24 protein-coding genes and 1 riboswitch are annotated in these 21,573 nt (G+C 71.0%); of the genes, 5 read left to right on the top strand and 19 right to left on the bottom strand.

Features of this window, described 5'->3' with window-relative positions; translation table 11 throughout:
• Nucleotides 1–36: 36 nt before the first annotated feature.
• The 3 genes from CLT74_RS06875 to CLT74_RS06865 are packed head-to-tail and all read left to right on the top strand — an operon-like array spanning nucleotide 37 to nucleotide 2,650.
• A complete protein-coding gene (locus CLT74_RS06875; RefSeq protein WP_099845792.1) occupies nucleotides 37–834 on the top strand; it encodes an ABC transporter permease in 798 nt (265 codons plus the stop codon).
• Entirely contained in the window at nucleotides 831–1,832 is a 1,002-nt protein-coding gene (locus tag CLT74_RS06870) for an ABC transporter ATP-binding protein (protein ID WP_099845791.1), read from the top strand. Before CLT74_RS06875 ends, CLT74_RS06870 begins: the two co-directional genes overlap by 4 nt.
• Nucleotides 1,829–2,650 (top strand): ABC transporter permease, encoded by an 822-nt coding sequence (locus CLT74_RS06865; RefSeq protein WP_099845790.1) that lies wholly within the window; start codon nucleotides 1,829–1,831, stop codon nucleotides 2,648–2,650. The genes CLT74_RS06870 and CLT74_RS06865 overlap by 4 nt, the downstream gene beginning before the upstream one ends.
• 95 nt (nucleotides 2,651–2,745) lie before the next feature.
• On the opposite strand, the gene CLT74_RS06860 is transcribed toward CLT74_RS06865, so the two are convergent.
• On the bottom strand, nucleotides 2,746–3,537 hold the full coding sequence (locus CLT74_RS06860) for an endonuclease/exonuclease/phosphatase family protein (protein WP_099845789.1): 792 nt from the start codon (nucleotides 3,535–3,537) through the stop codon (nucleotides 2,746–2,748).
• Nucleotides 3,538–3,714: 177 nt separating this feature from the next.
• On the opposite strand from CLT74_RS06860, the gene CLT74_RS06855 reads away from it, so the two are divergent.
• The gene (locus CLT74_RS06855) at nucleotides 3,715–4,509 is read left to right on the top strand and encodes a sulfite exporter TauE/SafE family protein (protein ID WP_486582076.1); all 795 of its coding nucleotides are present in this window, start codon (nucleotides 3,715–3,717) and stop codon (nucleotides 4,507–4,509) included.
• On the opposite strand, the gene def is transcribed toward CLT74_RS06855, so the two are convergent.
• On the bottom strand, nucleotides 4,492–4,998 hold the full coding sequence (def, locus tag CLT74_RS06850; RefSeq protein WP_099845788.1) for a peptide deformylase: 507 nt from the start codon (nucleotides 4,996–4,998) through the stop codon (nucleotides 4,492–4,494). The genes CLT74_RS06855 and def overlap by 18 nt on opposite strands.
• Nucleotides 4,999–5,058: 60 nt before the next feature.
• Nucleotides 5,059–6,240, bottom strand: a complete 1,182-nt coding sequence (locus CLT74_RS06845) for a chorismate-binding protein (RefSeq protein ID WP_099845787.1) — start codon at nucleotides 6,238–6,240, stop codon at nucleotides 5,059–5,061.
• A gap of 123 nt (nucleotides 6,241–6,363) precedes the next feature.
• On the opposite strand from CLT74_RS06845, the gene CLT74_RS06840 reads away from it, so the two are divergent.
• The gene (locus CLT74_RS06840) at nucleotides 6,364–6,564 is read left to right on the top strand and encodes a DUF5999 family protein (protein WP_093402410.1); all 201 of its coding nucleotides are present in this window, start codon (nucleotides 6,364–6,366) and stop codon (nucleotides 6,562–6,564) included.
• Nucleotides 6,565–6,664: 100 nt separating this feature from the next.
• On the opposite strand, the gene gcvP is transcribed toward CLT74_RS06840, so the two are convergent.
• The 16 genes from gcvP to CLT74_RS06760 all read right to left on the bottom strand — a co-directional run bounded on the left by gcvP (nucleotide 6,665) and on the right by CLT74_RS06760 (nucleotide 21,545).
• Nucleotides 6,665–9,487, bottom strand: coding sequence for an aminomethyl-transferring glycine dehydrogenase (gene gcvP / locus CLT74_RS06835; RefSeq protein ID WP_099845786.1), 2,823 nt, complete (start codon nucleotides 9,485–9,487; stop codon nucleotides 6,665–6,667).
• Nucleotides 9,488–9,563: 76 nt separating this feature from the next.
• Nucleotides 9,564–9,661: riboswitch (glycine riboswitch) on the bottom strand.
• A 66-nt stretch (nucleotides 9,662–9,727) separates the two neighbouring features.
• Entirely contained in the window at nucleotides 9,728–10,600 is an 873-nt protein-coding gene (locus CLT74_RS06830) for an NAD-dependent protein deacetylase (protein ID WP_486582075.1), read from the bottom strand.
• A gap of 122 nt (nucleotides 10,601–10,722) precedes the next feature.
• Nucleotides 10,723–11,445, bottom strand: coding sequence for a DivIVA domain-containing protein (locus CLT74_RS06825; protein WP_486582073.1), 723 nt, complete (start codon nucleotides 11,443–11,445; stop codon nucleotides 10,723–10,725).
• Nucleotides 11,442–12,620 carry a globin domain-containing protein gene (locus tag CLT74_RS06820; protein WP_099845785.1) on the bottom strand — a complete coding sequence of 393 codons (1,179 nt, stop codon included), beginning with the start codon at nucleotides 12,618–12,620 and terminating at the stop codon, nucleotides 11,442–11,444. The genes CLT74_RS06825 and CLT74_RS06820 overlap by 4 nt, the downstream gene beginning before the upstream one ends.
• A 2-nt stretch (nucleotides 12,621–12,622) precedes the next feature.
• Nucleotides 12,623–13,021: a group I truncated hemoglobin gene (locus CLT74_RS06815; RefSeq protein WP_099845784.1), complete on the bottom strand. Its 399-nt coding sequence runs from the start codon at nucleotides 13,019–13,021 to the stop codon at nucleotides 12,623–12,625.
• Between the two features lie 323 nt (nucleotides 13,022–13,344).
• Nucleotides 13,345–13,941: a MerR family transcriptional regulator gene (locus tag CLT74_RS06810; RefSeq protein WP_099845783.1), complete on the bottom strand. Its 597-nt coding sequence runs from the start codon at nucleotides 13,939–13,941 to the stop codon at nucleotides 13,345–13,347.
• Nucleotides 13,942–14,143: 202 nt separating this feature from the next.
• A complete protein-coding gene (locus CLT74_RS06805; RefSeq protein WP_013733914.1) occupies nucleotides 14,144–14,608 on the bottom strand; it encodes a bifunctional nuclease family protein in 465 nt (154 codons plus the stop codon).
• Between the two features lie 173 nt (nucleotides 14,609–14,781).
• Entirely contained in the window at nucleotides 14,782–15,483 is a 702-nt protein-coding gene (gene ftsR / locus CLT74_RS06800) for a transcriptional regulator FtsR (protein ID WP_099845782.1), read from the bottom strand.
• A gap of 50 nt (nucleotides 15,484–15,533) precedes the next feature.
• A complete protein-coding gene (gene odhI, locus CLT74_RS06795) occupies nucleotides 15,534–15,986 on the bottom strand; it encodes an oxoglutarate dehydrogenase inhibitor Odhl (protein ID WP_093402417.1) in 453 nt (150 codons plus the stop codon).
• Between the two features lie 219 nt (nucleotides 15,987–16,205).
• Nucleotides 16,206–16,586 carry a glycine cleavage system protein GcvH gene (gene gcvH, locus CLT74_RS06790; protein WP_099851459.1) on the bottom strand — a complete coding sequence of 127 codons (381 nt, stop codon included), beginning with the start codon at nucleotides 16,584–16,586 and terminating at the stop codon, nucleotides 16,206–16,208.
• Between the two features lie 56 nt (nucleotides 16,587–16,642).
• Entirely contained in the window at nucleotides 16,643–17,599 is a 957-nt protein-coding gene (locus CLT74_RS06785) for a DUF881 domain-containing protein (protein WP_099845781.1), read from the bottom strand.
• 9 nt (nucleotides 17,600–17,608) lie between these two features.
• Complete coding sequence (locus CLT74_RS06780; protein WP_093402419.1) at nucleotides 17,609–17,941, bottom strand: small basic family protein; 333 nt, start codon at nucleotides 17,939–17,941, stop codon at nucleotides 17,609–17,611.
• Nucleotides 17,938–18,858: a DUF881 domain-containing protein gene (locus tag CLT74_RS06775; RefSeq protein WP_099845780.1), complete on the bottom strand. Its 921-nt coding sequence runs from the start codon at nucleotides 18,856–18,858 to the stop codon at nucleotides 17,938–17,940. Before CLT74_RS06775 ends, CLT74_RS06780 begins: the two co-directional genes overlap by 4 nt.
• 73 nt (nucleotides 18,859–18,931) lie before the next feature.
• Nucleotides 18,932–19,573, bottom strand: coding sequence for a cardiolipin synthase ClsA (gene clsA / locus CLT74_RS06770; RefSeq protein WP_099845779.1), 642 nt, complete (start codon nucleotides 19,571–19,573; stop codon nucleotides 18,932–18,934).
• Between the two features lie 287 nt (nucleotides 19,574–19,860).
• Nucleotides 19,861–20,319, bottom strand: coding sequence for a MarR family transcriptional regulator (locus tag CLT74_RS06765; RefSeq protein ID WP_099845778.1), 459 nt, complete (start codon nucleotides 20,317–20,319; stop codon nucleotides 19,861–19,863).
• 47 nt (nucleotides 20,320–20,366) lie between these two features.
• Nucleotides 20,367–21,545, bottom strand: a complete 1,179-nt coding sequence (locus CLT74_RS06760; protein WP_099851456.1) for a PP2C family protein-serine/threonine phosphatase — start codon at nucleotides 21,543–21,545, stop codon at nucleotides 20,367–20,369.
• Nucleotides 21,546–21,573 lie beyond the last annotated feature (28 nt).

The raw sequence follows: 21,573 nt of genomic DNA, 5'->3' as shown, positions 1-21,573 counted from the left end.
TTTGGGAACTCACCGGGAGGTGTGGCGGTGTCGGTCATGGGGGCCACCTTCGTGCGCAACTGGCGGATCACGGTGCGCGCCTACCCGTGGACGTACTTCGTCGGCACTTTGGCCACCGGTGTGCTGACCATCGGGGTGTCGATGTTGGCGTACCGGGCCATCGGGGGCAGTCGCGTCGGGGCGAGCTTCACCGCGGCCACCGGCAGCGCCGACTATCTCGGTTACGTCACCATCGGCGCCGCCGCGCTGACCTTCACCACCCGGATGGTGCTGTGGGTGGCCAAGGCGCAGATCACCGAGTACCGCGAGGGCACCCTGGAGAGCCAGTTGCTCACCCCGGCGCGGCGCCTGCCGTACCTGTTGGGGGTGACCGCGCAGGCGTTGAGCACCACAGCTGTGGAGATAACCGTGCTGGTCGCCGTGGCGAGTGTCCTGGGGGTGCGGCTGAGCGTGCCCGAGCCGCTGACGTTGCTGGCCGCGACGGTGGCCGCGACCGTGGCGGTGGTCGGCATGTCGGTGCCGTTGAGCGCGCTCATGCTTGCCGCCGGTGAGGCCCACATCACCCAGAACACCCTGTTCACCGCGATGGCGTTGCTGTGCGGGTTCACCTTCCCCACCAGCTACCTGCCGACGGCGGCGCGCTGGCTCGGGGAGGCGCTGCCAATCACCTGGGCGCTGCGGGTGCTGCGGGCGGCCACCCTGCCCGGCGCCGACGTCGATCCCTGGCCCGCCTTCGCCGTCTGTCTCGTGCTGGGCGGGGCGTATCTGCTGGTCGGGCTGTCCATCCTCAAGCCCGCCGAGCGGCGGGCGCTGCATCGGAGTGCGCGCGCATGAGCACTGGCATCGTCACCACCGACCTGCGCAAGACGTTTCCGGTTCGGCGCTGGCAGGGCTGGCGCCGTCGGCCGGTCGCCGCGCCGGTACCGGCCGTGGACGGGCTGTCGTTGCGGATTCCGCCCGGTCAGGTCACCGGGTTGCTGGGTCTCAACGGTGCCGGTAAGACGACCACCATCCGGATCCTGTCCACCCTGCTGCGGCCCAGCGGCGGCACGGTGAGCGTGGACGGGTTGGACGTGGTCGAGCACGCCCGGGAGGTACGCCGACGGATCAACGTGATCTCCGGTGGCGAGCGGATGGTGTACGACCGGCTGACCGCCCGGGAGAACCTGTGGTACTTCGGCCAGTTGTACGACGTGCCGCGGGCCCGGTTGCGGGTCCGGATCGGTGAGCTGCTCGACCTGGTGGGGTTGACCGAGGCGGCGCGGCTGCCGGTGGAGCGGTACTCACGGGGCATGCGTCAGCGGTTGGTCATCGCCCGTGGCCTGATCAACGATCCGGCGTACCTGCTGCTGGACGAGCCGACGCTGGGTCTGGACGCGCCGATCGCCCACCAGTTGCGGGCGCTGATCGCCCAGTTGGCCGCGGACGGGGTCGGGGTGCTGTTGACCTCCCACTACCTGGCGGAGGTGGAACAGCTGTGCCGGCACGTGTACCTCATCGCCCGGGGATCGTTGGTGGCCCAGGGCAGTCCGGCGCAGTTGGCGGGTCAGACGGTTCGTCGGCACACCGTGCGGCTCGTGCTCGCCGAAGCCGACCCGGCGGTCACCGCCGCGCTGCGTGCGCTGGCCGTGCGGCACGACGCGGAGCTGGCCGTCGACGTGGACGACGAGGGTCGGCCACGGTTCGCGCTGCGCCACCCGGAGGACCTGGTGGGTGCGGTGGTCACGGCGGTGGTCCAGCAGGGCGGGACGGTCGCCGGGCTGACGGTGACTCCACCGACCCTGGAGGATGCGATCCTCGCCCTGGCCGACCCGGCGGTGGTGGCGCGGTGAGCCACGCCCTGCGGGTCGTCGCGGCTGAGGCGCTCAAGCAGCACCGGCGGCTGTTCGGGCAGCCGTTGGTGTTGTTCTCCATGCTGTTGTGGCCGCTGCTGACCCTGGCCGCCACGTACTACACGATGCTGCCGGTGATGGAGTCCGCGGCGGCGCCGCAGCGGTGGCCGGTGGCCGGCGATCCACGGCGGCTGCTGGCGTTCCTCGCCGCCGGCGCGCTGGCCTACACGTTCTTCTTCTCGCTGGTCCAGTCGGCCTGGCACTTCTCGTTCGAGAGGGTCAGTGGCACCCTGGAGGCGTTGTTCCTGTCCCCCGCCAGCCGGATGGCGCTGGTGATCGGTAACGGCGCGGCGGCGCTGACCCAGAACGCCTGGTTGTTCGGCTGCTTCGCGGTGGCCGCGGCGACCGCCGCCGACGTGCTGGACGTCGCCCATCCCGGCATGTACGTGGTGGCGGCGGTGGCGCTGTTGGTGCCGGCGGTGGCCTGGGGCGCGTTCCTCAACAGCCTGTTGATCTTTTCTCGGGATTCGGCGTTCCTGTACACGTTGCTTGACGATCCGCTGTGGTTCGTCGCCGGGGTGCGGCTGCCACTGTTCGCCCTGCCGGTGTGGATCAAGGCGGTCGGCTTGGTTTTCCCGTTGACCAGCAGCCTGGTGGTGCTGCGTGGGGCGCTGCTTGATCGCGCGGACCTCGGGGATCTGGTGGTCCCGCTGGGGTGGTTGGCGCTGCTGACCGTCGGGCTGTTCGTCGGTGCCTCGGCGTTGCTGCGCCTGGGCGAGGCGCGGGCCCAGCGCACCGGCGGCCTTCAGGTTTTCTAGCCCCGACCGGGCCTCGGCCCCGCTTCTAGCCCCGACCGGGCCTCGGCCCCGCTTCTAGCCCCGACCGGGCGTCGGCCCCGCGCTCGGGTGAGCCGTCAGGAGACACCCCGGCCGAGGTCGACGACCAGGGGTCGGTGGTCGGAGATGGTCGACAGTGGGGTGCGCGCGGCGGTGACCGGGGGTAGCTGGTCGAAGCCGTGCCGGTCGGCGAGGATGTGGTCGAGTTGGACGCGGGGATGTGCGGCGGGGTAGGTGGGCCGGCGGGCCAGCAGGTGCCAGCCGGAGACGGCGCGGGTGGCCCAGGCGGGCAGGTTCAGGTCGCCGAGCAGGATGCGGGGGGCGGGCAGGGCGCGTAGCGCGCGGATGACCTGGCGGAGTTGGCGGACGTTCCAGCCGGCGACGAAGGACAGGTGGGTGGCGGCGACGGTGAGCGGGCCGTGTGGGGTGTCCAGCACTGCGGCGAGGACGACGCGGGGTTCGTCGCGCAGCAGGATGAGGCCGCCGCCCGGGCCGGGCACGTAGACCGGGGAGCGTACCGGTGCGGGGTGCAGTCGGGTGACGCGCCAGCTGGTGACCGGGTGGCGGGAGATCAGGCCGACGCCGTAGCAGGGTTCGCCGTGGCCGTCGTCGTCGTGGGTGAGGGGGCGGAACGCCTCGCCGGGGGTGCCGACGACGGCGGCGGCGAAGCGGTGCGCGGGGGCGTCGAGGGCCTGGGCGGCGATGGCGGTGAGGTCGAGGTTGCCGCTGCGGGACTGGTCGCGGTCGACTTCCTGGAGGGCCAGGATGTCGGCGTCGAGGGTGGCGACGGCGGCGGTCAGCCGGGCCGGGTCGACCAGGCCGTCGGTGAGGGACCGGCCGTGCAGCAGGTTGAACGTGGCCAGGCGCACGCTGTCACCTTAGCGACGCCGTGGGACAGTTGCCCGATGGTGCGGGTGTTGTTCTGTTCGGTGCTGGTGTTCGTGGCGGTCGGCGGGGCGGGTGTCTGGTTGCGGCGTCGCCGGGGCCGGTGAGGCTGGCCACAGCCGGCGGCGTGGGCGGGGCACCGGTGGGAAGAATCCCTGGTCGTGGAGTTGGACCTGGCGACCGTGGTGACCCTGCTGACCGCCGCCGCCCTGGCGGGGTGGGTGGACGCCGTGGTGGGTGGGGGTGGGTTGCTGTTGTTGCCGGCGTTGCTGGTGGCGGCTCCGGGGATCCCCCCGGCGACGGCGTTGGGGACGAACAAGTTGGCGGCGATCGCCGGCACGTCGACGGCGGCGGTGACGTTCGCCCGCCGTACGAAGATCGACTGGGTGGTGGCGGGTCCGGCGGCGGCGCTGGCGGTGGTGTGCGCGGGTCTGGGTGCGGCGTTGGCCGGGGCGGTACCGCCCTCGGCGTACCGGCCGGTGGTGCTGGTGGTGCTGGTGTCGGTCGCGTTGTTCGTGGTGCTGCGTCCCGCGTTGGGGGTGCTGGCGGTGCCGCAGCGGCGGACCCGGCGGCGGGTGGTGGTGGCGGTGCTGGTGGCCGGGGTGGGCATCGCCGCCTATGACGGGCTGATCGGTCCGGGTACGGGCACGTTCCTGGTGGTGGCGTTCACCGCGCTCGTGGGTGCGGACTTCCTGCACGGTTCGGCGATGGCGAAGGTGGTGAACGCGGGCACGAACGCCGGTGCGCTGGCGGTGTTCGCGGCGACCGGGCACGTGTGGTGGCTGCTGGGTGCGGCGATGGCGGTGTGCAACATCGCGGGGGCGGCGTTGGGTGCGCGGATGGCGTTGCGGCGCGGTTCCGGGTTCGTGCGGGTGGTGCTGCTGGTGGTGGTGCTGGCGTTGGTGGCGAAGCTGGGATACGACCAGTGGGTGGCTGGTTCAGCCGCGGCGGGATGAGTCGAAACGGCCGGCGCGGATCTCTCGTAGGGCGCGGCGGCGGGTCTCGCCGCGCAGGGTGTCGACGTAGAGGCGGCCGGCGAGGTGGTCGGCCTCGTGTTGCAGGGCGCGGGCGAGGAAGCCGCTGCCGGCGATGGTCAGCGGTTCGCCGTGCTGGTCGTAGCCGCGGGCGGTGGCGTGCAGGGCGCGGGGGGTCGGGAAGTACAGCCCGGGGATGGACAGGCAGCCCTCGTCGTCGTCCTGCATCTCGGTGGACAGCTCCACCGTCGGGTTGACCATGTGGCCGCGGTGTCCGTCGGCGTCGTAGACGAAGACCTGCGCGTTGACACCGATCTGGGGGGCGGCGACGCCGGCGCGGCCGGGCGCGCCGAGCAGAGTGTCCATCAGGTCGGTGACCAGGGCACGCAGTTCGGCGTCGAAGCTGGTGACCGGTTCGCTGGGGGTGCGTAGCACCGGGTCGCCGATGATTCGGATGTCCCGCATCGTCATGTCGGCAAGGTTATCGGGCGGTGGTCCCGGGTGGGTGGCGGGCGTTGAGCCGGCTGGCGGTCAGGTGAGGGCGGTCCGAACCGGGGTGGTCTTGGCCGCCGCTTCGGCGACCTCGGCGTCGGGGTCGCTGTCCCAGGTGATGCCGCCACCGGCCCACACGTGCACGGCGTCGCTGTCGACTGCGGCGGTGCGGATGGTCAGGCCGAGGTCGAGGTGGTCGGGGCCGACCCAGCCCAGGGCGCCCATGCCGGCGCCACGGCCGACGGGTTCCAGGGCGGCGAGGTGTTCCAGGGCGGCGAGCTTCGGCGCGCCGGTGACCGAGCCGCCGGGGCAGACGGCGCGCAGCAGGTCGGCCAGGCCGAGTCCGTCGGCGACGTCGGCGCGGATGGTGGACTCGGCCTGCCACAGGTCGCACCAGCGGCGTACGGCGAACAGGTCGTCGACGCGGACGCTGCCGGTGCGGGCGACGCGGGCCAGGTCGTTGCGTTCCAGGTCGACGATCATGATGTGTTCGGCGCGTTCCTTGGCCGAGGCGAGCAGGTCGGCGCGGCCGGCGGCGGTGGCCGGGCGGGTGCCCTTGATGGGTCGGGTGGTGAGGGTGCCGCCACGGACCTCGATCAGGGTTTCCGGGCTGGCGCAGCCGATGGCCCAGCCGGGGCCGGTGAGCACGCCGCCGTAGCGGGCGCCGCGCAGCCGGCCGAGGCGGGCCAGGGCGGGCAGCGGGTCACCGGTGTAGGTGGCGCTGGCATGGCCGACGAGGTTGACCTGGTAGACCTCGCCGCGCCCGATGGCCTCGCGGATCGTGGTGACCGCCGCGGCGTGCTGGCGGGGGCTCCAGCTTTCGGTCCAGGGGCCGCGCCACCAGGGCGGTGGTGGGCCGGGGCGTGGGTGGGTCGCCTCGGTGTGGCCGTAGACGACGACGGCCACCTCGGGCAGGTCGGCGGGGTTGGGTGCGCCGGGTGCGCCGCCGGCGAGCAGCGCTCCGGCGGCGGCGGAGACGTAGAGCGCGGCGCCGCAGATCCCGTGCGGGTGGTGGCGGGCCGGCCGGCGCAGGTCCCGCAGGTGCAGGCCGTGGTCGGCGAGGAACTGCTCGGCGTACGCGGCCGGGTCGCCGCCGTCGGCGGGCCGCCACTGCCAGCGGGCCCGTTCGACGAGCCGGCCTCGGCACGACGCGGGAACCGCGGGTGGATCGACAACCATCCGTGGGAGCGCTTCCACGACGTCCGGGCGGTTCATGCTCATCCGTTCAGCGGATTTCCCGCACACCACGCGCACATCTGCTCGATGCGGCATGCTTTCGCTTGGTACTGTGCGTCACTGGTCATGTGAACCATGACACAGTGCCCCCACAGTCCGGAGAACCCGATGTGCCAGCACCAACCCACCTGTCCCTCCGCCGAAGCCACCGACCGGGAAGCCGCCAGGGTCATCGCCTGCTTCCGTGAACAGGGCTGGAGCCTGCTCTGCAACGGAGTCATCGTTTTCGAGGACACCGGCGAGCTGCTGCCCGACGGCAGCAGCATCGCACCGCACCGTGGCCCCGCCCGACACGCACTCGCCGCCTGACCTGACATAACGATCCGTCACGACGTCTTTCCCGCGCCGACCCAGGCTAGTCCCCCGGTCAGGGACCGCCACGACCAGGTCGGCGCGGTACCGGACCCGGTCAGCTCTCGTACGCCTGCGGTGACGGGCACGAGCAGACCAGGTTCCGGTCGCCGTACCCGCCGTCGACCCGACGCACCGGCGGCCAGTACTTCCCCGCCCGGTCCACCCCGCCCGGCCAGGCACCCACCGACCTCGGGTACGGGTGCGGCCAGTCGTCACCGCCGACCATCACCGCCGTGTGCGGCGCGTTGGCGAGAGGATTGTCCCCGGCCGGCCACTCACCCGAACCCACCTTGTCGATCTCCGCCCGGATGGCGATCATCGCATCGCAGAACCGGTCCAACTCGGCCAGGTCCTCGCTCTCGGTGGGCTCCACCATCAACGTCCCCGCCACCGGGAACGACATCGTCGGCGCGTGGAACCCGTAGTCGATGAGCCGCTTGGCCACATCGTCGACACTCACCCCGGTCGCCTTCGTCACCGGCCGCAGATCCAGGATGCACTCGTGCGCGACGAGGCCCTTGTTGCCCGCGTACAGCACCGGGAAGTGGTCCCGCAGCCGCGCCGCCACGTAGTTGGCCGCCAGCACCGCCACCCCGGTCGCCCGGGCCAGACCGTCGGCACCCATCATCCGCAGGTACGCCCACGGGATCGGCAGGATCCCCGCCGACCCGTACCGGGCCGCCGCGATCGCCGGCCGCCCGTCGACAGGCGCGCCGGCCGGATCACCCGGCAGGAACGGCGCCAGATGCGCCCGCACCGCCACCGGACCCACCCCCGGCCCACCCCCACCGTGCGGGATGCAGAACGTCTTGTGCAGGTTCAGGTGCGACACGTCCGCCCCGAACCGGCCCGGTCGGGCGAACCCGACGAGCGCGTTGAGGTTCGCCCCGTCGACGTACACCTGCCCACCCGCGTCGTGCACCTTCGCGCACAGCGACGCGATACCCGTCTCGTACACCCCGTGCGTCGACGGATACGTCACCATGATCGCCGCGAGGGTGTCCCGGTGCGCGTCGATCTTCGCGTCCAGGTCGACCAGGTCGACGTTGCCGTCGTCGTCGCAACCGACCACCACCACCCGCATCCCGGCCATCACCGCGCTGGCCGCGTTGGTGCCGTGCGCCGACGACGGGATCAGACACACGTCGCGGTGCCGCTCACCCCGACTGCGATGCCACGCACGGATCGCCAGCAGGCCCGCCAACTCACCCTGCGAACCGGCGTTGGGCTGCACACTCACCGCGTCGTAGCCGGTGACCTCCGCCAGCCACCCCTCCAACTGGCCGATCAGCTCCCGGTAACCGGCGGTCTGCTCCACCGGGGCCATCGGGTGGATGTCCGCGAACTCGGCCCAGCTCACCGGCTCCATCTCCGCGGTGGCGTTGAGCTTCATCGTGCACGACCCCAACGGGATCATGCCCCGGTCCAGGGCGTAGTCGAAGTCCGCCAGGCGACGCAGGTACCGCAGCATCGCCGTCTCCGACCGGTGCGTCCGGAACACCGGATGGGTGAGGAAGTCGCTGGTCCGGGCCAGCCCGGTCGGCAACGCCGCCGGCACCTCACCGGCGACGCCGTCGACATCGAACGCCGCCCACACCATGGCCAGGTGCGCGTCCGTGGTCGTCTCGTCGCAGGAGACACCGACCCGGTCGGCGTCCACCAGCCGCAGGTTCACCCCACGCCGCCGCGCCTCGTCGACCACCTGCGCGGCCCGACCCGGCACCCGCGCCGTCACCGTGTCGAAGAAGCCGACATCGGCGACATCGACCCCACCGGCGCGCAACCCGGCCGCCAGCCGGGCAGCCATCCGGTGGGTACGCGACGCGATCTCCCGCAACCCGTCCGGGCCGTGGTAGACGGCGTACATGCCGGCCATCACCGCCAGCAGCACCTGCGCGGTGCAGATGTTGCTTGTCGCCTTCTCCCGACGGATGTGCTGCTCACGGGTCTGCAACGCCAACCGGTACGCCGGCGCGCCGGCCGCGTCCCGGGACACCCCGACCAGCCGGCCCGGCAGCATCCGCGCCAACCCCTCCCGCACCGCCAGGTAGCCGGCGTGCGGCCCACCGAAGCCCATCGGCACCCCGAACCGCTGGGTGGTGCCGGCGGCGATGTCCGCACCGATCTCCCCCGGCGGCCGCAGCAACGTCAACGCCAGCAGGTCCGCCGCCACCGTCACCAGCGCCCCGACCGCGTGCGCGGCCTCGACCAGCGGGGCGTGGTCACGCACCGCCCCGGACGCCCCCGGATACTGCAGGTGCAGGCCGAAGAACTCCGCCGGCAACGGCTCGACGTCCAGATCCAGCACCCGCACCTCGATGCCGAGCGGCTCAGCCCGCCCGGCGATCACCGCGATGGTCTGCGGCAGCGCGTCCGCGTCGACCACGTACACCCGGCTGCCGCTCTTCGACGCCCGCCGCGCCAGGGTCATCGCCTCCGCCGCGGCGGTCCCCTCGTCGAGCATCGACGCGTTCGCGGTCGCCAGGCCGGTCAGATCCGACACCATGGTCTGGAAGTTCAGCAGCGCCTCCAGCCGCCCCTGGCTGATCTCCGGCTGATACGGCGTGTACGCCGTGTACCACGCCGGATTCTCCAACACGTTGCGGCGGATCACCGCCGGCGTGTGAATGCCGTGATAACCCAACCCGATCATGGAAACGGCCACCGTGTTACCGGCCGCCAACGCCCGCAGCTCCGCCAGAGCCTCGTGCTCGCTGGCCGGCGGCGGCAGGTCCAGCCGACCGTGCCAGCGGATCACCTCGGGAATCGCGGCGTCCATCAGCTCGTCGATCGAGGCGTACCCGACGGTGTCCAACATCCGGCGTTCGTCGTCGGGGCCGGGACCGATGTGACGGTCGGCGAACAGCTCTGCGGTCATGGGCGCTCCTGCGAGGGCGGGGGTCGACAGGTCGGCCCTCCCCCTCTGTCACACCCGGCGGGCGCTCCACAGTGCCTGACCCGACGCGGTCCTTCTGCCTGAGAGGTTCCGGGGAGGATTTGCCCCTTCGGCGCCGCCCAACAGTCGTCAGGCGGTCTCTCCCACGTCGGTGCTACCGGCGCGATCAACGCTACCAGCGTGCCCGACGCCCCCGCACCGAAGCCCCTGACCTGCCGCCGGTCACCCTCCGACAGGACTCGGCAGCACCACCGGACCCACCGGCGCGCCGGCACCCAGCAGCCGATCGGCGAGCGCCGGCAACAGCCGCCCCAACGGCGCCTCCACCCGCAGACACGCGTACTCGTCACCGCGGGTCGGCCCCTGGTTGACGATCACCACCGGCACACCCCGCTTCGCCGCCCGCACCACGAACCGGCGCCCCGACATCACCGTCAACGACGACCCCAGCACCAGCAGCAACCGGGCCCGCTCCACCATCGCGAAACACGACTGCACCCGCGCGGCCGGCACCGTCTCCCCGAAGAACACCACGTCGGGCTTGAGCAACCCGCCGCAGGTCACACAGCCGACGGTGCGGAACGCCGCCACCTGAGCGTCATCGAGATCCACGTCACCGTCCGGGTTCACCGCGACGGCCTGCCCACCGAACCCCGGATTGGCCGCCCGCAGCCGCCCGTCCAACTCCGCCCGGGACGTACGCCGCCGGCACCCCAGGCAGACCACCACGTCGAGCCGGCCGTGCAGCTCCGTCACCGCGTGGCTACCCGCCGCCGAGTGCAACCCGTCGACGTTCTGCGTGATGATCCCACCGACCAGCCCACCCTGCTGCAGCCGGGCCACCGCCCGATGCCCGTCGTTGGGCGCCGCCCCGACGATCAACCGCCACCCCAGGTGGCTACGCGCCCAGTACCGTCGACGCGCCACCGGGTCCGCCAGAAACGTCTGATACGTCATCGGGATATGCCGGCGCGCGACACCACTCGGCCCCCGATAGTCGGGAATGCCCGACTCGGTGGACAACCCGGCGCCGCTGAGCACCACCACCCCACCGGCGTCCACCAGTCCCGCCAGCGGCTCGATCAGCTCCTGCACCCACCCATCGTGCCCCAGCGACACCGCCCACGACGAACACCACCGGCGGTGGCCACAGCCACCGCCGGTGGGTCGCACCGGTCCACCCGGCGGCCACGTCAGGCCCGCCGGCAGCCGCCGCGTCAGCGTTGCTGGTGCCGAGGCAACGACCGGGTCGACGCCGACCCGGCCGCCGCCGGCTGCGCACCGATCCGATCCATCGTCCGGGCCAACTGCTCACTGCCGTCGTCGAGATGCCGCGCCGCCGCCTGCATATGCGAGATCATCATCTCGCCGTAGATCCGCAGCGCCTCCCGCGCGGCCACCCCGTCGTCGAACGTCGGCCCCGCCGCCACGTGGTAGTCCTGCACCGCCCGCTCCGCCTCCTGACGGGCCTCCTCCACCGCCGCCCGCACATAGCTCTCGTACTGGGTACGGGCGTACTCGGCGACCCGCCGCGCGTAGTCGTGCGCCTGGGCGATGATCTGCTCGGCCTCCCGCTGCGCGGCCGAGAGCAGATTCACCTCCTTGGCCGCCGGCACCTTCGCCGCCGGCTCCGAACTCGGAATCACCCCGTGCCGGTGCAACTCGACATGGTCGTTGAGCCGCTCGTTCTCCGCCCGCAGATTCGCCACCTGCGTCGACAGCAGATCCAACTCATCGGCCACCTGCATACGGAACCGATCCACGTCGTTCTGGTCGTAACCACGCCGCCCGAACGACGACGAACCGAACTCCCACCTACGCACCCGGTCGGCGGTCATCCGCACCTGCACACCACCGGCGACCTGCCCACCGTCGTACCTACCGACCGGGGCGGCGCTCACCGTACCGGCCCGCCACTCGCGGCCACGAGGCTCACTCACCGGGCACCTCCGGAATCGTCAGAGACAGCGGAATCTGCCGCCGTCGTCCGCCACGAGGGGCCGTACCAGTGCCGACCCAGACCCTCGTGATGCACCTGCCCGGCATGGAAGCCGGACCGGGTCAGAATCGCCACCGTGTGCGACACCATGTCATCGGAACCACACACGTACACATGCCGGGACCGCCAGTCACCGTCGGCCAGCGCCCGGTCCACCGGATACACGAACTCCCCCGGCCGGTTCACGTCCAACCCCACCACCTGCGTCACCGACAACCACGGATACGAGGCGGTCAACTTCTCCAACGCGTCAGCGTCGTAGAACTCGCTGCGCGAACGCGCACCCACGTACACGTCGACCCGACGCCGGGAACCCTCCGCGGCCACCTGCTCCACCAACGCCTTCAACGGCGCCCAACCGGTACCACCGGCCAGCAGCAGCAGATCCGCCGAACCCGCCGGACGCAACGTCAAGCCGTCACCCACCGGAGCGGCCAGATGCAACTGGTCACCCACCGCACACCCGTACACCAGCCGCGACGACACCGCACCACCGGGTGCGGCACGCACATGCAGCTCCACGGTGCCGTCCGCGCGTGGCGCATTCGCCGGCGAGTAGTACCGCCACGACCGCACCGCCGGATGCGACACCCCGATCGACTGGCCCGCGGTGAACGGCAACAGATACTGCGGACGCAACGTCAACACCGCCACGTCGAACGCCCGCCGCTCGTGCCCCACCACCTCCGCCGCCCACCACGGTGGACTCGTCGCCTCAGCGGCCTGCGCCGCCTCGCTCATCACCTTCGCCACCAGCCCGTACGCCGCGGCCCAGTCCTGCGCCAACTCGTCGGTCCACTGATCGGCGAGAAAATGCCGCAGCGTCGCCAGCAACGCCTCCCCCACCGCCGGATAATGCTCCGCCCGCACCGCGAACTTACGGTGGTCGACGCCGAGATCCTGCAGGAAACCAACCAACCGGTCCACCTGGTCCACCTGGGACACGATGTGACCGAGCGCATTCACCAGCCGATCCCGCTGACCCGCCATATTGGTCGGGAACATCTGCCGGGTCTCCGGATACGCCAGGAACAGCGTTGAATAAAAGTAGAGCGGCACCTGGTCACCGTGCGCGGCCACCAGCGACCAGCTCTGCTTGAGCCGGGGCACGTCCACGCTCAGGCGCCCGCCTGGTCCCCGCCGGCCACCACCTGGTCCTGCACCTGCCCCAGCACCGCCTGCACGTCAGCGATGATGTCACCCGGCACACCCAGCTGCGTCAGCGTCACCGTCAGATGCTCACCCACCTTGACGTAGTGCGCCACCGGGATGTTCAACGGCTTGTGCGCCGACGCCAGGTCCCGACCGGTGTACTCGTTCGGACCACCGAGCACCACCGTCAGCATCAGCGCCAGGTGCCGACGCTGCCCCGCCATGTCCACCTCGGCGAAGTAACCGGCAAGCTCCGCGTCAGCGAGCACCCGGTCGTAGAACAGCTCGACAGCGGCCTTCACCGAAGCCGCCCCGCCGATGCGCTCGTAATGCGAGACCGGAGCGGTCTCTTCGGTAACCGTCACGGTTGTTTCCTTCCGTCGTGAGGGGACGCGCGGTGTCAACGCGCGCAACGACGACCCGCCGACGCCGGAACCTCCCCACGGCGACAGCACCCGGCAGACCGTGTCGGACGATAGCGTGCCGCGCCCGCCCCGTCACCGCCGGCCCATCGGATTCCCGACAACAACCAGACACGAAGAGTCACAAATCTCACCCCGGAGCATCACCCCGAGACAACCACCACCGCACCGAACGTCACCGACCAGCACCAACGGCAAACGCCACGCCGGACAACCGGACGGATCACCGGAGACACGACCTCACCCGGACACCACAGTGGAACGACTCAACCCGCTCGCCGCCGCGCCCGACGCGCAGCCAACTCGTCGCCCACAGCGCCCCCCTCGGCAACCTCCGGCGACCCCTGCTCCACCGACACCGCCGCGGGCTCCGCCGGAAGATGCGACAACGAACCCTGGATCTCCTTGAACGCCCCACCGATCGCGATGCCGAACACCCCCTGGCCGCCCTGCAACAGGTCGACCACCTCCTCCGGCGAACGACACTCGTACACCGTCGTCCCATCGGAGATCAGCGTGATGCCGGCCAGATCCTCCACCCCACGCGACCGCAACGCCTCGATCGCCTTCCGGATGTTCTGCAACGACACCCCGGCGTCCAGCAGCCGCTTCACCACCTTCAACACCACCAGGTCGCGAAACGAGTACAACCGCTGCGTACCGGAACCCGAGGCGTCCCGCACACTCGGCACCACAAGCGAGGTACGCGCCCAGTAATCCAACTGGCGGTAGCTGATCCCCACCGCATGGCAGGCCGTCACACCCCGGTACCCCACCGCACCGTCACCGTCAGTTGCCGACCCGGGCATCCCACCCGGCTCACCCGACACCGCACCCCGATCGGAATCCCGCGGCTCGTACATCCGGACAACCTCCCCGTCAGTGCGGTGCCACGCCGCTTCCGGGACGCGCACCCCTCGACACGGCAACCCTATAGCGACCGCCAGGAGTTACCACGGAGAAACCGTCGCGACACGCCGCGCATCGACAGCGATGACCATCACCATCACCCACAGTCACCGCACACGCGGCGGCACAATCCCACCACCGGGCCGGGCCCGCCGCTCAGCCGGCGAAATCCTCCGGACGCACCTGCTCCAGGAACTCCCGGAACTTCTCCACCTCGTCCTCCTGCTCGTCGGGAATCACGATCCCCGCCTCGCTGAGGACCTGCTCCGCACAACGAATCGGCGCACCCACCCGCAACGCCAGAGCGATCGAATCACTCGGCCGAGCCGAAACCCGCACCCCATCACCGATCAACAGATCAGCGAAGAACACGTTTTCCTTCAACTCGGTGATCTCCACCGCCCGCAACGGCGCCTTCAACGCCGCCAACACATCCCGCAGAAGATCATGGGTCAACGGACGCGCCGGCTTGACACCCTGCTGCTCGTAAGCGATCGCCGTCGCCTCGACCGCGCCGATCCAGATCGGCAGATAGCGGTCCCCCTCGACCTCCCTGAGCAGGACGATCGGCTGGTTACTGGGCAACTCCACCCGAACCCCGACCACGCTCAGCTCGCGCACCGCCGCCTCCGTGTCGTTGTCACCTACGCCGCACCGCGCCCTTCTCTGCACGGTACACGGACCGCGACACGGCCGTCTCATGCGCTACACGCACCCACGCCCGCGCCAGAAGAGGGGTTACCCCCGCAAGCCTACGCCACTCACCAACCGGCCGATCAGCACGCACACGCACCTCACCGCCCCAACGTCGAGCGCAACCCCACCCGCACCAACGCCGCATGCAACTGCTGCGACAACGCCACCAACTCCCGCGCCGTCTCCGCCGCCCGCGCCCGCGCCGCCGGATCACTCTGCCGCGCCAACGGCGCCACCAACTGCGCGAACAAACCGACCTCGCGGTCCGCCGCCGTCCGGTAAGCCCGCAGATGCCGCGGCTGGAACCCGTACGCCGCCAGACCCGCCACCGCCCGCGCGATGATCAACGCGTCGCCGTCATACCAACCCGGTGGATCCGACACCACCAACCCGAGCCGCTCCAACTCACCCAACGTCGACTCGTCCAGCCCACTGCGCGCCACCAACTCGGCACGATCCAACCGGACCTGCGCCGACTCACCCGACGCCGCCGCGCCACGACCCGGCACCTCACCATCGGGCCCCACCGCCACCAACGCCGGACGCGACCACTCCGGCGCCGCACCGTCGGCATCCCACTGCGCCAACTGCTCCCGGATCACCCGCAACGGCAGATACTGATCCCGCTGCGCGGTCAACACGAACCGCAGCCGCGCCACATCGTCCCAGCCGTACTTGCGGTAACCCGCCGCCGTACGCTGCGGCTCCACCAGGCCCTCAGCCTCAAGAAACCGCAGCTTCGAAATCGTCACGTCCGGAAAATCCGCCCGCAACTGGGCCAGCACCTCGCCGATACTCATCAACGGCGGGGCGCCACCCACCCCGGACGGCCTGGAGGCCGCAGGCTCGTTCACCCCCGGCCGGCCTCACCCTCCGGGCGCGGACCGGCGATGAACACCACCCGGAACTTACCGATCTGCACCTCGTCACCGTTGCTCAAGGTCGCCGCCTCGACCCGCTCCCGGTTCACGTACGTGCCGTTCAAACTGCCCACGTCCCGCACCGTGAACGTCCCACCATCCCGGTGGAACTCAGCATGCCGGCGCGACACCGTCACATCATCGAGGAAGATGTCACTGTCCGGATGCCGCCCACTGGTCGTCACATCGTGATCCAACAGGAACCGGGCACCCGCGTTCGGCCCCCGCCGGACCACCAGCAGCGCCATCCCCGGCGGCAGCGAACCGGACATCCGGCTCGGCACCACGTCGGTGTCCGGCCCCTCCAGAGCTTCCTCGAGCGAACCGAGATTGAGCGTCGACGTGACGTCGAGCGGGGGGAACTCGTCGCCTGGGCGAGTCATGGGGACCACCTCACGGAATCTGTTTCGGTCGGCGTCGGGAGACGGCGGGTCTGGCCGCCGGGCTCTCATCCACCCGGCGGCTGGCTCTCCGTGCCCCGAAAGGCTTGTCCGCGACGCTCAACTAATGGGTTCTCGGTCGACTGGGCGAGCCTAGCCAGCGCCGAAAAACAGGGCAACCGGACGCGCGGCAGACACCGCCCCGCCCGCACAGCAAAACGCTCAGCTCTCGGTCAACTCGCGATACGCATCCGCGCTCAACAGCCCGTCCACCGCCGCCGGATCCGACACGGTGATCTCCACCAACCAACCCGCGCCGTACGGATCACTGTTGACCACCTCAGGAGTGTCGACAAGCGCCTCGTTGCGCGCCGACACCGTCCCCGCGACCGGGGCGTACAGCTCCGACACACTCTTAGTCGACTCGATCTCACCCAACGACTCACCGGCCGCCACCATCGCGCCCGCCTCCGGCAACTGCACATACACGATGTCGCCGAGAGCATCCTGCGCGAAGTGGGTGATGCCCACCCGGACGGCCCCACCGTCCGCCGCGGCCACCCACTCGTGCTCGGCGGTGTAACGCAGATCCTCAGGAATCACCAGCAGCGTCCTCATCCATCGCGACACCGGACCAACCGGTGCCGGCCCGCCGACCTTCAGGAGACCGGACGAGCATGTTCCAGCGGGCGGGGCACGTGCAGCGCCGAGACCTCGGCAACCTCACGATCCTCAACGATCACGTTACCGCCGTCGCCAGCCACCGACGCGACCACCCCACCAGGAATGTTGAGCGCCGTACGCATCGTCGCCGGATCACCCACCACCGTGATCGTGAACGGCCCCGTCAACCGACGCCCGTCCACCACCAACGAACCATCCTTGCTCTCGTGATCCACGAAGTACGTCGACGCCACGATCCGCACCGTCGCCCGGTCACCCCCGGAGATCTGCATCGCCTCCGCCCCGGCACCCCGCAACTCCTGCACGGCGTCCAACACCCGCATCGCCGAGATCGGCTTCGTCGCACCCGCCTGGAAACGCACCGCCAGACCCGGCCCCCGCGCCGGCAACGTACCCGCCAGGATCCCCAACTCGTCCGCCCGCCGGGTCGCCTCCTCCAACGCCGCCTGCCGCCCCTGCTCACCCGACCGCAACTGCCGCTGGCTCTCCTCCAACGCGGCGACGTCCTGCCGCAACCGGATCTCCCGCGCCTCCAGGTCGTACAGGATCCGGACCAGGTCCTCCTGCCGCGCCGTCGCCAACGCCGAATCCGTCGACGTCGTCTTCAACTGCACCGCCAGGGTGAAACCCAACAACCCCAGCAACACACCGATCATCACGGCCGCCGAACTGAGCCGCCGCCACGGCGGCACCGCCGCAGCCGACTCCGCCACCGGCGCCACAGCCTCGGCGGAAGGCGCCGCAGCCCCCTTCGGCGGATCCGACGGCTGCCCGTCCTCCCCCGGCGGGCTCCCCTGCGGCGACAACGGACTCAACTCGTCCGGATCCGGCGCCTCCGGACGCGGATCCGGCTCCCCCGCCGGGCCATCCGGCCGTGCCGGCTCCGCCGGCTGCGGCCACCCCGTACCCGTCTGCGTGTGCTCGTCACTCACGCCACAAACCTACGCCCGGAACAGGTGCCGGCGGATCGCCGCCACGTTGCCGAAGATACGAACCCCCAACACGACCACCACACCCGTGGACAACTGACCGCCCACCCCCAACTGGTCACCCAGGTACACGATCAGCGCGGCGACCAGCACGTTCGAGATGAACGACACCACGAACTGCTTGTCGTCGAAGATGCGGTCCAGCTTCGCCCGGACCCCACCGAACACCGCGTCCAGCGCGGCCACCACCGCGATCGGCAGATACGGCTGCAGCGCCGCCGGCACCGTGGGATCGAGCCACAGTCCGAGCAGCACACCGGCCAACAGGGCCAGCACCGCGATCATCGACCACCTCCGGAGGGACTGGGGGACGTACCCGAGCCGGACGACTCGTCACCACCCGACGACGACACACTCGGACTCACCGAGGGCTCCGCGTAGCGTAGCCGCGGCTCCGGAGCAGCAGGCAGGGTGAGGTCATCGGCGTCCCGCACCGCGAACGACAGCCCGTTCACCTTCGCCACCTGACGCATCGTCAACGCGCTCCGGCTGGCCTCGTACCGCTTACGCATCCCATCTGGACCTATCGCGCTCACCTCGTACGGCCCGGTGATCGGCCGGAAGTCCACCAGGATCGCCTGGGCCGCCGACCGGATCGTCGAGGTCGACGTCAACCGCTGCCCGTTGATCGCGATTGCCTCCGCGCCAGCACCCCACAGATCGTTGGCCACACCCTGCAGATCGAGGTAGAGCACCTGCGGTGGACCGACATCGGCACCACCGAGTGCACCCTGGCCCGCCGGCGCGTCCGCCAACTCCACCACCACACCGTCACCGCGCACCCGCCCGAAGCCGGTGCTCGCCTCCAACTCCCGCAACCGAGCCGCGTGGGAACCGCCCAACGCGGCCTCCCGCTGCCGGTTGACCTCCTCGCGCAGTTCCTCGGCCCGCGTCGACAAGGCGTCGGTCTCACCCTGCCGCTGCTTGATCTGTGCCACCAGCCCGGAACGGGCCTGCGCCCGCCCCGGCTCCTCCGCCACCGTCTGCCGGTAGGCCACCGCGAACAGGAAACCGAGCAGCACGATCACCACCAGGCCGACCGGCCCCACCGACCAGCCCGACCGCGCCGGTCGGCCCGACTTCGCCCGCTGCGCCGCCGCGTCGGCGTAGCCCGGATCCAGTGGATTACGGAACAACTCGGTGAGAAAGTCCGGGGTGAAGGCCCTCGCCCCACGCCGGCTCTGACCGGGATCCTCGCTCATGACCGCCCTCCGCCGCACTGCGGGCCGTCATCAGGCACCAGGGCGCTGAGTCGATTCGCTCGCTGCCACTCGCTCATGCCGCCGCTCCCTGCCGACCGCGTACCGCCCGCACCAGCTGCCGGGCCTGGACCACGTACAGCGCGCCAGCGACCCAGTAGAGCACCAGACCCCACCACGCCAACGCCCAGCCGATCGCGCCGGCGACCGCGGCGGCGGCCGGCAACACCGCGGCCAGCAGCAGGATAGGGAACGCGGCCAGCAGCAGGAAGGTGGCTGTCTTACCGACGTAGTGCACAGGTGGCGGCCCGTACCCGTGCCGACGCAACACCCCGAGCGAACCCAGCAGCAACAGTTCCCGGGCCAGCAACGCAGCGGTGAACTGCCAGGGCACCACCTCGCGGGCGGTGAACGCGACAAGCGTGGCCAGGATGTAGAGCCGGTCGGCGAGCGGGTCGAGCAACTCGCCCAGCCGGCTGACCTGTCCCAGCCGCCGGGCGATCCAACCGTCAACCCAGTCGCTGGTGCCACCGACGGCCAGCACCACGATCGCGGCGGCGTCGGCGCGGGCCACCAGGAACAGGTAGAGGAACAGGGGAACACCCAGCAGGCGGACGAAACTGATCAGGTTCGGCCAGGTGAACACCCGATCGTCGGGTCGCCGGCCGTCGCCGTCGCGGGCCTGCGGTTGCTCCGCCCGAGCCGCCCGACCCGACACCGAACCTCCTCCGCGACGCGCTCGGGCACCGCGGCCCAGGTCCGCCGTGCGGCGTCGTACGCGTTGTCCAGCCGGCTGGCGCCGGCGCCCCCTGTGATCCCCCTGCGAGATCGGTTCCTGACCTGCCGTCCATCGTCGATGATCACGGGCCGGTCGAATGCGCTGCCACTATAACGGGCCGCTCCGGTGCCTCCGCTGCCCAGCATGTCCGTGGCGGGTGCCAATCGGCACGACTGTGACCCGTGTCACCACCCGTAGGGCATCCTAGGACACTAGTTGAAGCGGGATCAGGCGCTGCGGGCCTTCGCGTTGGCGGACTCCACCACCAACGCCGCCTGACCGAAGGCCACAAGCGCCCGCAGCAGATCCTGCTGGCCCCGGGCGGGCATCCGTTCGAGCACCGCCCGCACCGCCTCGTGCCGGCGTGATCGCACCTCCCCCAGCAGCGCCTCGGCGGCGGCGGTCGGGATCAGCCGCACCTCCCGGCGATCCCGGGCGTCGGCGGTGCGGCGCACCAGCCCGATCGCCTCCAACCGGTCGCACAGCCGACTCGCCGATGAGGGCACCACGTCCAACAGCTCCGCCAGCCTGTTGACGTTGAGCTCCGGTCGGGCGCTCAACAGGGCCAGCACCCGCAGCTGGGTCGGCGACACCACGAGCCGGTGCCGGGAGACGGCGGAGTCGAGCACGCCCACAAGCGCCTCGGCCGCCGTGTCGATCGCCGCCGCGAGATCCGGTCGCTCCACCCGATGTCCCCTGGGATCGTCCCGCTGGTACTGCGCCGACCCGGCGGTCAACTGTTTTCCCGGCCGTCCGCACCACGCCAGTCCAGGCAGACGACGACCGCGTCGTCCCGCAGGTCGGTGTCCGCGTGGAAGGTCTGCAACTCGCGCATCACCGTACCAACCGCCTCGGTCGGCGGCTGCAGCCGTGTGGCCCGCATCGCCCGGGCCATCGCCCGCTCGCCGTACGTCTCCCGGCCGCTCGGATCGGCCGCCCACACCCCGTCGGAGACGACGAACAGCCGGTCACCCGGATCGAGGTCGAACTCCTGCAGGTCATAGCGTGTCTCCGCGAACATCCCCAGGGGAAGCTGCTGTTCGAGGGTGACCCGGGAGACGGCACCGCCGCGCAGCCGCACCAGATGCGGTGAGCCGGCGTCCACCGCCCGCACCCGACCTGACGCACAGTCCAGTTCGAGCAGCAACGTCGCCACGTGCCGGTGCCCCCGATGCTGGTAGTAGACCGTGTCCGAGGCCAGCTCGGCCTGCTCCACCAGACCACCACCGGAGCGACGCGCGTTACGCATCGCGTTGACCGTCACCGCCGTCAGCAGCGCGGCGGCCAGCCCGATGCCGTCGCCGTTGAGCACGGTGACGGTCAACCGGCCGTCGTCCAGAGACCAGTCGAAGTGGTCACCACCCACCGTGTACGCCGGTTCCAGTTGACCCGCCAGTTGGAAGGAGCCGTGGCTGACACTGCGCCCCGGCAGCAGTTCCCACTGCAACTCGGCGGCCATGCTCAGCCGTTCCCGCCGCCGGGCCCGCCGGTAGCGGTCGGTCTCCCGGTCGGCCGCGCGCAGCGCCATGGCGACGTCCCCGGCGATGTCGACAGCCGCGCGCACCACAGCCTCCGACGGTTCGGCGGCCAGGTCGACCATGAGCACCCCCAGCCGCTCGCCCCACACGGACAGCGGAAGGTAGAGCCGGCACCGCCCGTCCTCAGCCGACTCCCGGACCGGCTGCTGGCTGCTGAAGCAGCGCTGCACCGTACCCTGGACGGTCGGGGTGACCACGCCATGCCGACCCGGGTCGAGCACCGGCCACAGCCCGCTGATCCGGTAGTCGGCGATGAACACGGCGGTGCCCGACGCGCCGAGCGACGACCGGATGGCCAGGTCGGCGGCCTCGACCACACGGTCGGGCGGGGCCTCGCGCAGGGCGCGGGAGATCCCCGTGGGCGCATCCGCCATGACCATCCTCCGAAAATACTTGCTCTGG

Source organism: Verrucosispora sp. CNZ293 (genome assembly GCF_002754655.1).
The sequence above is the reverse complement of the archived record's forward strand: the minus strand, read 5'-3'. Positions and strand labels throughout refer to the sequence as shown.